This is a genomic window from Streptomyces sp. CNB091, from assembly GCF_000377965.1.
The window spans coordinates 359,442-372,691 of record NZ_KB898993.1 but is presented as its reverse complement, the minus strand read 5'-3'; the positions used below and the strand labels follow the sequence as shown (position 1 = coordinate 372,691).

The following is a 13,250-nucleotide window of genomic DNA, read 5'->3' as shown; positions in this document are numbered from 1 at the left end:
TTGCCAAGTTGCCCGGCGTGTCGGGCGCTCGTCCTGGTGCACCACCATGACACGGTTACCCATTGCGACCCAAAGCGACCGATTTGGCCGCTCTGTGCAGCAGGCGTCCGTGTGATGCCTTCACGCCGTCGGTTCGAGTGGTGCCGTCGGACCCTCCGGTGGCTGCGGATTCCCACGTCGGAGTCCGCCCCAGGGCTCGTCACAGTACTCCATTCGAGCCATCGAGGTGGACCGGCGCGCCGCCGAACTTCTCGTGCGGCGCGGGAGTTGAGGTACCCAGTTCTCCGTGAAATGCCCCTGATGGGTGTTGTGCTTCACACAATCTCCGGAAATGGAACTATCCACTTCGCTCATTTGTCCCTTGTTGTTGCATGGTGGGAGAGATGTCAAGCAGGGGCTGGTAATGGTTCAGAAGCCGGAAAGTGACACAGAACCCAAGGAAAGGCGCATAGATCTGAGTCTCCCGCAGGTCGCCGGGAGTGCCGTGGCGGCCGTCGCGGCGGCCGTGCTGGCCTCGCAGCTGGGCGTGTACGGCACGATCGCGGGAGCGGGTGTGATGAGTGTCGTCGCCACCTGCGGCGGCTCGGTCTTCCAGCACTTCTTCCGCCGCACCGGCGAGCAGATCCGCGAGGTGACGGTCCAGGTGACCCACCCGGAGGGCCGCCAGGTGACGGTGCACACCAAGGAGACGACGCCCGCCGGGCACCGGGGCGCCGCCCGGCGGTCCGAGCCGGAGCCGGCCGAGGACGCCACCACGGTGGTGCCCACGGTCGACCCGGGCGCGGTCCCGGAGGTGATCCCGGACGCGGAGAGCACGCGGCCGCTGAAGCCTGTCGACACGGACCGCACCCAGTTGCTGGACCTCGGCGACGCGCGGACCCGGATGCTCCGGATTCCGCCGGGCCGGGGTCCGGGCGCGGGAGCGGAGGCCGGAGCCGACCGTACGCAGTTGCTGCCGCGGGCCGACGACCGTACGCAGATGCTTTCGCGGGCCGACGACCGTACGCAGATGCTGCCGCGGACCGCGGCGGGCGCGGCCGTCGGTGACGACGCGTTCGGAGAGGGCGTCACCCACGGAACCCGGCTGCGCGGCTGGAAGCGCCCCGCGCTCGCGGCCGCCGCGGTCTTCGCCGTCTCCATGGCCGGGATCACCGCGTTCGAGATGATCTCGGGCAACGACCTCAGCGGCGGCCAGGGCACCACCCTCAGCTCCGTCGTGCGCGGCGGCGACGACGACCGGGACCCCGGACCCGCCGGCCCCACGCCCTCCGGGGACACCGACCGGGACGGGGAGGAAGACGAGCAGCGGCCGGCCCCCGGCGGTGACACCGGCTCCGCCCCCGCCACGGACCCCGGCGACGGCACCAGCGAGAGTGCCGATCCCGGTACGGGCACGGGCGGCGAGAACCCGGGCACCGGGTCCACCCCCACGCCGACCCCCTCCGAGACCGGCGGCGGGACCGCGCCCGACCCGGCGCCGCCCACCCCGACGCCCTCCGGCGACGCCGGAACGGGCGCTCCCTCGACCGGTACCGGCGTCGCTCCGGGGCAGGGCGAGCAGGCCCCGCCCGGCGCCGACGCCGAGTGACCCGCCGGCGTACCGCGCACAGCACATCGGCCCCGGCCCCCTCCACAAGGGAGAGGACCGGGGCCGACGGCGTACCGGAGGGCTCGGGAACTCAGTCGCCGAGCACGCGCCGCAGGTAGTCGTTGCCGAACAGCCGGTCCGGGTCCAGCCGGTCGCGCAGGGCGGTGAACTCGCCGAAGCGCGGGTAGACCTCCGCCAGGTAGGCCGCGTCGCGGGTGTGGATCTTGCCCCAGTGCGGCCGGCCGGCGTGCGCGGTCATGATCCGCTCGACCGCGGTGAAGTACGACCGGTGGGGCGTGCCCTTGTAGAGATGTACGGCGATGTACACGCTGTCCCGGCCCGAAGCGGTCGACAGCGCCATGTCGTCGGCCGGAGCGGTGCGCACCTCGACCGGGAAGCTGATCTTCAGCGGCGACCGCTCGACCATGGCCTTCAGCTCCCGCAGCGCCGCCACCGCCCGCTCGCGCGGAACGGCGTACTCCATCTCCACGAACCGCACGCGGCGCGGGCTGGTGAACACCTTGTACGGGATGTCGGTGTACGTACGCGCCGACAGCGCCCGACTGGAGAGCCTGGCGATCGAGGGGATCGTCGCCGGGACCGCGCGGCCGAGCGAACAGGCGACCTGGAAGACTCCGTTGGACAGCAGCTCGTCGTCGATCCAGCCGCTCACTCTCCCGGGCGGGGCGGCCGGACCGGCGCTGCGGTTGTTGCGCTTCGTGGTGCAGTTGCCGGTGTGCGGGAACCAGTAGAACTCGAAGTGCTCGTTCTCGGCGACCAGGGAGTCGAAGTCCGCGGTCACCCGGTCGAAGCTCATCGGCTCCTCACGGGCCGTCAGCAGAAAGATCGGCTCCACGGCGATGGTGACGGCGCTGATCACCCCGAGGGCGCCGAGCCCGATCCGGGCCACCGCGAAGATCTCCGGGTTCTCCCGCTCGGAGCAGACAAGGACCGTGCCGTCGGCGGTGACCAGCTCCAGTGCGCGGATCTGCGCCGCTATCGACGCCGAGTCCCGGCCCGTGCCGTGCGTACCGGTGGAGGTCGCCCCGGCGATCGTCTGCTCCGTTATGTCGCCCATGTTCGTGAGCGACAGGCCCTCGCGGGCGAGTGCGGTGTTGAGCCGCTTGAGCGGAGTGCCCGCCTCCACCGTCACGGTCATCGCCGTCCGGTCGATGTGCCGGATCCCGGTCAGCAGGTCCGGGCGTATCAGCACTCCGTCCGTGGCGGCCGCCGCCGTGAAGGAGTGGCCCGCGCCGACCGGCTTCACCCGCAGGCCCTCGGCGCTCGCCCGGCGCAGCACGTCCGCGAGCTCGTCCACGGACGCGGGGGACTCGGTGCGGGCGGGCCGGGCGGTGACGGTGCCCGCCCAGTTACGCCACGCGCTCGTCGTCGTCCGTGCGTAGGTGTCGGTCATCTTCCCCGCGCCCTCCCGTCGCAGCCGGCCCGGCCAGCCGGCGATATCCCAGGACCGCCACCGCCGCCGCGAGCGCTCCCGCCACGACGGGCACCGCGTACCCCGCCTTCGCCCCGGCGGCGTCGACCACCCAGCCGGCGGCCGAGGAGCCGAGCGCCACTCCGACCGCGAGCCCGGTACTGGTCCAGGTCATGCCCTCGGTCAGCTTGGTGCGCGGTACGTGCGCTTCGACGAGGGCCATGGTGGTGACCATCGTCGGTGCGATGGCGAGGCCCGCGACAAAGAGCGCCACGGCCAGCAACGGAAGGTTCCCGGCCAGTAGGAGGGGGATCATACTCACGGCCATCGCACAGACACCCGCCAGCCATCTGGTCCCGGGGTTCCCCTTCACGTGCAGCAGTCCGAACACGGCCCCCGCGAGACACGAGCCGAGCGCGTAGACGGCCAGTACCAGCGAGGCCGCGGCCTTGTGGCCGCGCTCCTCGGCGAAGGCCACGGTCACCACGTCCACGCCCCCGAAGATCGCTCCCGTCGCCACGAAGGTGGCCACCAGGACCTGGAGTCCCCGCGAGCGCAGCGCCGAGCCCCCGGTGTGCTGCGACTTCGGGTGCGGCACCGGCTCGGTCGCCCGCTGCGCGGTCAGCCAGAAGACGCCGACCAGCAGGAAGCCGGCGGCGATCAGCGGCCCCGCCTCCGGGAACCAGGCGGTGGAGAGACCGATGGAGATGATCGGGCCGAAGATGAAGCACACCTCGTCGACGATCGACTCCCACGCGTACGCGGTGTGCAGATCCCGGCTGGAGCCCCGGTAGATCGCCGCCCAGCGGGAGCGGACCATCGACCCCACGCTCGGCACACAGCCCGCGCCCACCGAGAAGACGAACAGCGTCCACTCCGGCGCCCCCTGCTGGGCGCAGATCAGCAGGCCCGCCACCGCCGCCACCGCGACCAGCGTGACCGGACGGAGCACCCGGCGCTGCCCGTAGCGGTCGACCAGCCGGGAGACCTGCGGGCCGCAGACCGCCGCCGACATCGCCAGGGTCGCGGAGAGCGCCCCGGCCAACCCGTAGCGGCCGGTGAGCTGGGAGATCATCGTCACGACGCCGATGCCCATCATGGACAAGGGCATCCGGCCGAAGAAGCCCGCGGCGGAGAACTCCCTCGAACCGGGGGCGGAGAAGATGGCGCGGTAGGGGCTGGGCAAGGGGTACTCCGGTCGTGCCTGTCAGGCGTATGGCTGGCCGATACAGCTTACGGTCGGCCGGACGTCCCGGACACTGGATTCCGGGCGGCGGCGCGGGGGAGCGACGCGGCTGCCCGACCCCCGGGATACCTTGCCTCCGGGATACCCGGCCTCCGGGTCCCTGACCCCCGGGAGCCCCGGCCTTCCCGGTCTTTCCGACGGGACGTCGGATGTCGGTGGCCGCCCTGTCGGAGGCGGGTGGCAGGATCGATGTCATGTCCGATCTGCGCGATCCCGCTCCCTACGACGCCCTGCTGCTGCTCTCCTTCGGCGGCCCCGAGGGCCCGGACGACGTGGTCCCGTTCCTGGCGAACGTGACCCGCGGCCGCGGCATCCCCGAGGAACGCCTCAAGGAGGTCGGCAAGCACTACTTCCTGTTCGGCGGGGTCAGCCCGATCAACGCGCAGAACCGCGCCCTGCTCGAAGCGCTGCGCGAGGACTTCGCCGAGCATGGCCTGGATCTCCCCGTCTACTGGGGCAACCGCAACTGGGCCCCGTATCTGACCGACGTCCTGCGGGAGATGACCGCCGACGGGCACCGCCGGATCGCCGTCCTCGCCACCAGCGCCTACGCCTCCTACTCCGGCTGCCGCCAGTACCGCGAGAACCTCGCCGAGTCGCTGGCCGCCCTGGAGGCCGAGGGGCTGCCCGTGCCCCGGGTCGACAAGCTGCGGCACTACTTCAACCACCCCGGCTTCGTCGAGCCCATGGTGGACGGTGTCCTCGCCTCGCTCGCCGACCTCCCCGAGGACGTCCGCGCGGGCGCTCACATCGCGTTCACCACCCACTCCATCCCGACCTCCGCCGCCGACGCCTCGGGCCCGGCCGACGCGCACGGCGAGGGCGGGGCGTACGTCGCCGAGCACCTCGACGTGGCCCGGCTGATCATCGACGCGGTGCGCGAGGAGACCGGGATCGCGTACCGGTGGCAGCTCGTCTACCAGTCCCGCAGCGGCGCCCCGCACATCCCGTGGCTGGAGCCCGACATCTGCGACCACCTGGAGAGCCTGAGCGCCGAGGGCGTCCCCGCGGTCGTGATGGCGCCCATCGGCTTCGTCTCGGACCACATGGAGGTGCTCTACGACCTCGACACCGAGGCCACCGCGAAGGCGGCCGAGATCGGCCTGCCGGTCCGCCGGTCCGCCACGGTGGGCGACGACCCACGCTTCGCCGCGGCCGTGCGGGACCTGGTCCTGGAGCGCGCCGCGACCGAGCGCGGCCGGGCGGTGGAGCGCTGCGCGCTGGGCGCCCTGGGCCCCTCCCACGACCTCTGTCCGGTCGGCTGCTGCCCCGCCAGGGCCCCGAAACCCGCCGCCGCCGGGGCCGACAGCCCGTACGCGTAGCCCGTAGCACCGCCTGCCCCTACGCACCGACCCCTTGGGAGCGCCGTGACCGACCCCGCCCTGTCCGAACTGCTCGACCTCGCCCTGGAGGCCGCCCGCCGCGCCGGAGCCCTGCTGCGCGACGGCCGCCCGGCCGACCTGGGGGTGGCCGCGACCAAGTCCAGCCCCATCGACGTGGTCACCGAGATGGACATCGCCGCCGAGAAGCTGATCACCGGCTACCTCTCCGACTTCCGCCCCGACGACGGCTTCCTCGGCGAGGAGGGGGCCAGCTCCCCGGGCAGCACCGGCATCCGCTGGGTCATCGACCCGCTCGACGGCACGGTGAACTACCTGTACGGCCTGCCCACCTGGGCGGTCTCCATCGCCGCCGAGCGCGACGGAGAGCGGGTCGTGGGCGTCGTCGAGGCCCCGATGCGCCGGGAGACCTACCGGGCGGTCCTCGGCGGCGGCGCGTTCGCGAACGGCGAGGCCCTGCGCTGCCGCCCCGCCCCGCCACTGGACCAGGCGCTTGTCTCGACCGGTTTCAACTACGTCGGACACGTCCGTGCCCACCAGGCGGACATCGCCCAGCAGCTGATCCCCCGGCTCCGGGACATCCGGCGCAGCGGCTCGGCGGCCGTCGACCTCTGCGATGTGGCGGCGGGCCGGCTGGACGGCTACTACGAGCGTGGGCTGCACCCCTGGGACCTGGCGGCGGGCGACCTCATCGCCCGGGAGGCGGGCGCGCTGACCGGCGGTCGCCCGGGGTCGCCCGCCGACGGGGACCTGACGGTGGCCGCCACCCCCGGCGTCTTCGAGCCGCTGCAGGCCGCACTCGACGAGCTGGGCGCCTGGCACGACTGACGGGGCCCCGTCGGAGAAGGCCCTGGCGAGGGGCCTGAGGCCCCCGCACATGCCACGGGGCCCCGGAACACCACGACGGTGTCCGGGGCCCCGTGGCGTACGGCTCAGACGCTGGTGGCGCCGATCTCCACGCCGTGCTCGGCGGCGAGACGGCGCAGATCGTCCAGCTCGCCCTGCTCGACGTCCGCGAGGAAGTCGTCGCCGTCCTCGCGCGCCCGGGTGAGGACGGTCTCGGTCGTCTTGATGCGCTGCAGCAGACCTGCGGTGAAAGCGTCCATGATGCGCCCCCTCATCGTGGGTCGGTGGCACGGGGGTGTGCCCGGGATCCCCCCGGCCCGAGGGGCCGGAGGAGCGGGTGATCGCGCCGCCGCTCCGGGGAAACGGAGCGAGCAGTGGCATGCCACGTGACAGGCGTGATCGCGGGTGTGAACCCCTCTTCCCCGCGCCATGGTTCGGAGAAACCTCAACTGGCCCGGAAATCCGCCCGCTTCCCGGCGGGCAGTCGGCGGGAGGCCCGGCCCACCGCCGCCTTACCGCCGGTTTATGCGTGTTGCGGGCAGGATGGAGGCGCACAGTCGGCCATTGCTGCCCGTGTCCGGGCGCGCCCCGCGGGGGCCGCCCGGCTCTGTGAACCCATCGAAGGACCGAAGGAAGGACTGCGCCGTGCGCGTACTCGTCGTCGAGGACGAGCAGCTGCTCGCCGATGCGGTGGCCACCGGACTGCGCCGGGAGGCCATGGCCGTCGACGTCGTCTACGACGGTGCCGCGGCCCTGGAGCGCATCGGGGTCAACGACTACGACGTCGTCGTGCTGGACCGGGATCTCCCGGTCGTGCACGGGGACGACGTCTGCCGCAGGATCGTCGAGCTCGGCATGCCCACCCGGGTGCTCATGCTCACCGCGTCGGGCGACGTCAGCGACCGGGTCGAGGGCCTGGAGCTGGGCGCCGACGACTATCTGCCCAAGCCCTTCGCCTTCAGCGAGCTGACCGCCCGGGTGCGTGCGCTGGGCCGCCGTACGACGGTGGCGCTGCCGCCCGTCCTGGAGCGCGCCGGCATCAAGCTCGACCCGAACCGCCGCGAGGTCTTCCGTGACGAGGTGGAGATCCAGCTCGCCCCGAAGGAGTTCGCGGTGCTGGAGGTCCTCATGCGCAGCGAGGGCGCGGTCGTCTCGGCGGAACAGCTGCTGGAGAAGGCCTGGGACGAGAACACCGATCCCTTCACCAACGTGGTGCGGGTCACGGTCATGACGCTCCGCCGCAAGCTCGGCGAACCGCCCGTCATCGTCACCGTGCCGGGCTCCGGATACCGGATCTGAGGACCATGGCCGCCACCCCCGGGCCCCCCGCGGCGCCTCCGAAGCCGACCTGGGAGCCCAAGCAGCAGGAGCCCCCGTACCCCTGGCTGCGCCCGACCATCCGCATACGGCTCACGCTGCTGTACGGCGGGATGTTCCTCATCGCGGGCATCGTGCTGCTGTCGATCATCTACATGCTGGCGGCGCAGGCGCTGAGCGTCGGCACGGATCTGCCGTTCGAGATCGTCAGCGGCAAGGTCACCAGCGAGATCTGCGACCTGCCCCCGAACGCCAGCCCGGACGCCTTCAACGCCGCGATGAACGCCTGCGTCAACCACCAGCGCAAGGCGGCGCTGGAAACCCTGCTCAACCGTTCGCTGCTCGCCCTGGTCGGCCTCAGCGTCATCGCCTTCGCCTTCGGCTACGCCATGGCCGGACGTGTGCTGTCCCCGCTCGGCCGGATCACCCGGACCGCGCGCCGGGTGGCCGGGACCGACCTCACCCGTCGGATCGAGCTGGACGGCCCGGACGACGAGCTGAAGGAGCTGGCGGACACCTTCGACGACATGCTGGACCGGCTGGAGCGGGCCTTCACCGCGCAGCAGCGGTTCGTCGGCAACGCCTCGCACGAACTGCGCACCCCGCTGGCGATCAACCGCACGCTGCTGGAGGTCCATCTCTCCGACCCGGAGGCTCCTCCGGAGCTCCAGCAACTGGGCAAGACCCTCCTGGCCACCAACGAGCGCAGCGAGCAGCTGGTCGAGGGGCTCCTGCTGCTGGCCCGCAGCGACAACCAGATCGTCGAGCGCAAGCCGGTCGATCTCGCGGAGGTGGCCGAGCGCGCCATCGACCAGGCCCGGTCGGAGGCGGTGGCGAAGAAGGTCGAGGTCCGGGGCGAGCGGGTCACGGCGGTGGTCCAGGGCAACGGCGTCCTGCTGGAGCGGATCGCGCTGAACCTCGTGCAGAACGCCGTGCGCTACAACGTGCCCGAGGACGGCTGGGTGGAGGTCGCCACCGAGGCCCGGGACGGGCAGGCCCTGCTTGTCGTCTCGAACACTGGACCGGTGGTCCCGGCCTACGAGATCGACAACCTCTTCGAGCCCTTCAGGCGGCTGCGTACGGAGCGCACGGGCAGCGACAAGGGAGTCGGGCTCGGCCTGTCGATCGCCCGGTCCGTCGCGCGAGCCCACGGAGGCCGTATCATCGCGGAGCCCCGCGAGGGCGGTGGTCTCGTGATGCGCGTCACCCTGCCGGTCTGAGAGGCTGCACGATGTGACTCTGCACCGAATCTTCATGTTCGCTTTGGGCGGAATTTTCGGGACCCGTTCCCGGGCGGGTCGTGTGTGATCCATCACAGAGTCGATTTTCGGGTCATCTACTCTCCGTGATCGCGACTCCGCCGGAAAGCCGGTAATCGTCCAGGTTTTCGGGCATCGTTATCACGGGAAGTACACGGGGTGGCACCCGTGAACTGCGCAGTCGGGACCGTGTACGGTCCCCATCGCCACCCAAGCCGAGCCTCGCCGAGGCGCGCGGTTGGGTGTCGATTGAGTAACAGACCTTGATGTGAGGCAAAATCTCCGCCTCAGGTCGGGCACAAGTCCGGCCTCTCACGCGTTACGTGCGCTGAGACACCCGTAGACACCCAAGAGGGGGAGAGCGACATGGCAACGGATTACGACACCCCACGCAAGACCGACGACGACGTGGACCAGGACAGCCTCGAAGAGCTCAAGGCGCGTCGGAGCGACAAGACGGCATCCGCCGTCGACGTCGACGAATTCGACGCGGCCGAGGGACTCGAGCTGCCCGGCGCGGACCTCTCCAACGAGGAGCTGGCCGTCCGGGTGCTGCCCAAGCAGGCCGATGAGTTCACCTGCATGAGCTGCTTCCTGGTGCACCACCGCAGTCAGCTGGCCCGCGAGAAGAACGGTCAGCCCATCTGCCGCGACTGCGACTGAGGTCGGGTCGGCCGTGGGAGGCGAGACACCGTTCCGGAAGCGGCGCCCCTGGCGCCGGCACGGCCCGGAGGCGAACCAGGACGGTACAGGCGGCACAGGCCCGGCAGAAGGCGGTAACGCGTCTGCCGAGCGGTCCGCTGCCCTGCCGGAACACTCCGGCGGTTTCGACGACGAGCGGGGCCGTTCGGCCTCGCTCGAAGTGGCCGGGTCGGCAGCGTCGCCGGACCGGCCAGGAGAGCAGGGTCGGGCGGAGCCCACGACCGGGGGCCGCCTGCACGCGGTGAAACGGGGTGTACGCAAGGGCCGGGAGGGCGCGAAGGCACTGGCCGGACAGCTGGCCGACCGCATCATCGATACGGCCCCGCGCGTGCCGGTGCGCGACCTCGCGACCCTGCGGAAGCAGTTCCCCGGGCTGGGACCCGAGGAACTGGCCGACAAGCTGGTCACGGGAGCCTGCCGGGCCACCGCGACCGTCGGCGCAGGCATCGGGGCCGCCGCCATGATGCCCGTACCGCCCGCCATGATCGCCGAGCTGGCGGCCGAGGTGACCGGCGTCGCCGCGATCGAGATGAAGCTCGTCGCCGAGCTCCACGAGGTCTACGGCCGCCGACCCCCCGGCAATCTCGGCCAGCGCAGCACCGCGTACCTGACGTCGTGGACGGAGGAGCGCGGCATCGACATCACCCGCCCCACCACGCTCAACGCCGCGCTGGGCGGTCAGATGAAGCGCGAACTGCGTCAGCAGATCATGAAGCGCATGGCGCGCAATCTGCCCAACCTGATCCCGTTCATGATCGGCGCCGCCGTCGGCGCCACGATGAACCGCCGCGACACCCGCAAGCTCGCCGACCGGATCAGGAACGACCTGCGCAAGCACCCGGTCCCCTGGGACCGGCTGCCCGAGCTGCCCCCGCTGGAACAGCCCCCGAACCCGGCCGAGCTGCCCAGGGAGATCGAGGGCCCCTGAGCGACGAGCGGCCCCTGAACCCGCACCGGGTCCGCAGCCCCCGCCCGCGTCGTCCGCTCAGGCGGTCGGGACGGTGCTCAGCGCCGCCGCCAGGCCCTGCGGGTTCCGGGTCGAGAGGTAGACGTACGGAGTCGGGTCGTCCGGGTCCGTGACCTCCACCCGCACCGCCGTCTCCACATATCCGCGCAGCAGCATGAACGCACGGGCGTCGGCCTTGTGCGTGCGCCAGGCCCGCGCTTCCTCGGCGTCCAGCACCTCGGGCCGGCCGAGCGCCGACAGCGGAATCCGGGCGTCGCCGGCCACGAGCGCCCCCGCCACCACCCGGATCCGGGCGGAGCCGTAGCTGCTCACCAGGAGCGCCGCGGCGACCGTGCCGCCGGCCAGCCCGGCGAGCAGCGGCAGAGTGCCCAGCGGCAGAAGCATCAGAGCACAGGCGACACCGACCCCGAAGGCGATGAACCACCAGGAGCGGGGCGCGGTGAGACGTTCGTCGAAGGGCGGTGCGGAAGGCTGCATGGAACCAAGCTTGGCACGGCGCGACCGGCGTGCTGCCGCGCGGGTAAGGTCTGCGCCTGTGAGTGGAACATCAGCAGCTCTGACACCCCCGCCAGACGCCGTCGCGCCGGACCGGCACCCCGACGCGCCCGCCCCCGGCGAGCTCCTCGGAGCGCACTACGAACACTGTTTCGGCTGCGGCGGGGGACAGCCGCACGGACTGCACCTGATGGCGCGGGCCGGTGAGGGCGTGAGCGTGACCGCCGAGTTCACCGTGCAGCCCGCCCACCAGGGCGCCCCCGGCCTCGCCCACGGCGGCGTGCTCGCCACGGCGCTGGACGAGACACTCGGCTCGCTGAACTGGCTGCTGCGCACGATCGCGGTGACCGGCCGGCTGGAGACCGACTTCGTCCGCCCCGTCCCCGTGGACACCGTGCTGCACCTCGACGCCCGGATCACCGCCGTGCACGGCCGGAAGATCTACTCCACCGCCACCGGCCGGATCGGCGGCCCCGACGGGCCCGTCGCGGTCCGGGCCGACGCCCTCTTCATCGAGGTCAAGGTCGACCACTTCATCGACAACGGCAGGCCCGCCGAGATCCAGGCCGCCATGTCCGACCCCGACCAGGTCAGGCGCGCCCGCGCCTTCGAGGTGAACCCGTGACCCGCAACCCCGTCGACGTACTGATCCGCCTGCTCGACCCGGACGTGCCGGTGCCGGCCTACGGACACCCGGGCGACGCCGGGGCCGACCTGGTGACCACCGAGGCCGCGGAACTCGCCCCCGGCGAGCGCGCGGTGCTCCCCACCGGGGTGTCGATCGCCCTGCCCGACGGGTACGCCGCCTTCGTTCACCCGCGCTCCGGCCTCGCGGCCCGCTGCGGAGTGGCCCTCGTGAATGCCCCAGGGACCGTGGATGCCGGGTACCGTGGGGAGATCAAGGTGATCGTGGTCAACCTCGATCCACGCGAGAGCGTGCGATTCGAACGGTTCGACCGGATTGCCCAATTGGTTGTCCAGCAGGTCGAGAAGGTGCGCTTCCACGAGGTGGCGGAGCTTCCCGGCTCGGCGCGGGCCGAAGGGGGCTTCGGGTCCACCGGCGGCCACGCGTCGGTGGACGGCGCCGAGGGCGGGATCACCCACGGTGGGAACAGCTACGCTTCGGTCGTATCCGACCGGGAAGGACAGTGACGTGTTCGGACGTCGCAAGAAGAGTGGTTCCGCCGAGGACGCGGCGGACGAGGTGCGCGAGGCCGAGCAGGTCGCCGACGAGCCCGAGGGCAGTGATGACGGCGCCGCCAAGGGCACCCGTCGGATGAACCTTCCGCCGGCCCCCAGGCCGGACGGACCCTGGGACAGCACCGAGGTCACCCAGCCCGGCGAGGGCCGGGTCGACCTGGGCGGCATCTTCGTCCCCGGGGTCGAGGGCATGGAGCTGCGCGTCGAGGTGGCCGGGGACGCGATCGTCGCCGCCACCGTGGTGCTGCGCGACAGCGCGGTCCAGCTGCAGGCCTTCGCCGCCCCCAAGAAAGAGGGCATCTGGGGCGAGGTCCGCGACGAGATCGCCTCGGGCATCACCCAGCAGGGCGGCATCATCGACGAGGTCGAGGGCCCGCTGGGCTGGGAGCTGCGCGCGCAGGTCCCCGTACAGCTTCCGGACGGCACGGGCGGCGTGCAGCTCGTGCGCTTCGTCGGCGTCGACGGGCCGCGCTGGTTCCTGCGCGGAGTGATCTCCGGCCAGGGCGCCGTCCAGCCGGAGGCTGCCGGCCTCCTGGAGACGATCTTCCGGGACACCGTGGTCGTCCGCGGCGACGGGCCGATGGCCCCCCGCGACCCGATCGTCCTCAAGCTCCCCAACGACGCCCAGATGGTGCCCGAGGGCGTGCAGCAGGACGAGCAGGAGGGCTCGAAGTTCTCCGGCGGCATGGGGCAGCTCCAGCGCGGACCCGAGATCACCGAGGTCCGCTAGCGGTACGCCGCGGCATTTCGCAGCACAGGCCGGTGGGCCGCACCCTTTCGCGGGTGCGGCCCACCGGCCGTTTTCTGTGCGTCCGGCCCGCCGGCCATTGCCCGGCCGTGCGCCCGACGCACATACTG

Annotated in this window: 14 protein-coding genes; 10 read left to right on the top strand and 4 right to left on the bottom strand. The window is 72.0% G+C overall.

Features of this window, described 5'->3' with window-relative positions:
* The first annotated feature begins 403 nt into the window (after nt 1-403).
* Nucleotides 404-1,588: a hypothetical protein gene (locus D581_RS0109790; RefSeq protein ID WP_078625727.1), complete on the top strand. Its 1,185-nt coding sequence runs from the start codon at nt 404-406 to the stop codon at nt 1,586-1,588.
* A 91-nt stretch (nt 1,589-1,679) separates the two neighbouring features.
* On the opposite strand, the gene D581_RS0109785 is transcribed toward D581_RS0109790, so the two are convergent.
* Entirely contained in the window at nt 1,680-3,002 is a 1,323-nt protein-coding gene (locus tag D581_RS0109785; RefSeq protein WP_018957063.1) for a D-arabinono-1,4-lactone oxidase, read from the bottom strand.
* On the bottom strand, nt 2,959-4,206 hold the full coding sequence (locus D581_RS0109780; protein ID WP_018957062.1) for an MFS transporter: 1,248 nt from the start codon (nt 4,204-4,206) through the stop codon (nt 2,959-2,961). Before D581_RS0109780 ends, D581_RS0109785 begins: the two co-directional genes overlap by 44 nt.
* Before the next feature lie 254 nt (nt 4,207-4,460).
* Here D581_RS0109780 and D581_RS0109775 point away from each other — a divergent pair, with 254 nt between their 5' ends.
* Both D581_RS0109775 and D581_RS0109770 read left to right on the top strand, forming a co-directional pair.
* Nucleotides 4,461-5,588, top strand: a complete 1,128-nt coding sequence (locus tag D581_RS0109775) for a ferrochelatase (RefSeq protein ID WP_026290370.1) — start codon at nt 4,461-4,463, stop codon at nt 5,586-5,588.
* Between the two features lie 45 nt (nt 5,589-5,633).
* On the top strand, nt 5,634-6,434 hold the full coding sequence (locus D581_RS0109770; RefSeq protein WP_018957060.1) for an inositol monophosphatase family protein: 801 nt from the start codon (nt 5,634-5,636) through the stop codon (nt 6,432-6,434).
* A gap of 104 nt (nt 6,435-6,538) precedes the next feature.
* Here the strand turns inward: D581_RS0109770 and D581_RS1000000141595 are convergent, their stop codons facing one another.
* Complete coding sequence (locus D581_RS1000000141595; RefSeq protein WP_018957059.1) at nt 6,539-6,712, bottom strand: hypothetical protein; 174 nt, start codon at nt 6,710-6,712, stop codon at nt 6,539-6,541.
* Between the two features lie 385 nt (nt 6,713-7,097).
* Between D581_RS1000000141595 and D581_RS0109760 the strand changes: the two genes are divergently transcribed.
* The 4 genes from D581_RS0109760 (at nt 7,098) to D581_RS0109745 (ending at nt 10,658) form a co-directional block, all read left to right on the top strand.
* Nucleotides 7,098-7,751, top strand: coding sequence for a response regulator transcription factor (locus tag D581_RS0109760; protein ID WP_003965735.1), 654 nt, complete (start codon nt 7,098-7,100; stop codon nt 7,749-7,751).
* A gap of 5 nt (nt 7,752-7,756) precedes the next feature.
* Nucleotides 7,757-8,989 carry a sensor histidine kinase gene (locus tag D581_RS0109755; protein ID WP_018957058.1) on the top strand — a complete coding sequence of 411 codons (1,233 nt, stop codon included), beginning with the start codon at nt 7,757-7,759 and terminating at the stop codon, nt 8,987-8,989.
* A 405-nt stretch (nt 8,990-9,394) separates the two neighbouring features.
* The gene (locus D581_RS0109750) at nt 9,395-9,691 is read left to right on the top strand and encodes a DUF4193 domain-containing protein (RefSeq protein ID WP_003965732.1); all 297 of its coding nucleotides are present in this window, start codon (nt 9,395-9,397) and stop codon (nt 9,689-9,691) included.
* Between the two features lie 13 nt (nt 9,692-9,704).
* Nucleotides 9,705-10,658 (top strand): hypothetical protein, encoded by a 954-nt coding sequence (locus D581_RS0109745; protein WP_026290369.1) that lies wholly within the window; start codon nt 9,705-9,707, stop codon nt 10,656-10,658.
* 57 nt (nt 10,659-10,715) lie between these two features.
* On the opposite strand, the gene D581_RS0109740 is transcribed toward D581_RS0109745, so the two are convergent.
* The gene (locus tag D581_RS0109740) at nt 10,716-11,174 is read right to left on the bottom strand and encodes a DUF3093 domain-containing protein (protein ID WP_018957056.1); all 459 of its coding nucleotides are present in this window, start codon (nt 11,172-11,174) and stop codon (nt 10,716-10,718) included.
* A 58-nt stretch (nt 11,175-11,232) separates the two neighbouring features.
* Here D581_RS0109740 and D581_RS0109735 point away from each other — a divergent pair, with 58 nt between their 5' ends.
* The 3 genes from D581_RS0109735 to D581_RS0109725 are packed head-to-tail and all read left to right on the top strand — an operon-like array spanning nt 11,233 to nt 13,122.
* Complete coding sequence (locus D581_RS0109735; RefSeq protein WP_026290368.1) at nt 11,233-11,817, top strand: PaaI family thioesterase; 585 nt, start codon at nt 11,233-11,235, stop codon at nt 11,815-11,817.
* Complete coding sequence (gene dut / locus D581_RS0109730) at nt 11,814-12,344, top strand: dUTP diphosphatase (RefSeq protein WP_018957054.1); 531 nt, start codon at nt 11,814-11,816, stop codon at nt 12,342-12,344. Before D581_RS0109735 ends, dut begins: the two co-directional genes overlap by 4 nt.
* 1 nt (nt 12,345) lies before the next feature.
* A complete protein-coding gene (locus D581_RS0109725) occupies nt 12,346-13,122 on the top strand; it encodes a DUF3710 domain-containing protein (protein WP_018957053.1) in 777 nt (258 codons plus the stop codon).
* Nucleotides 13,123-13,250: the final 128 nt, after the last annotated feature.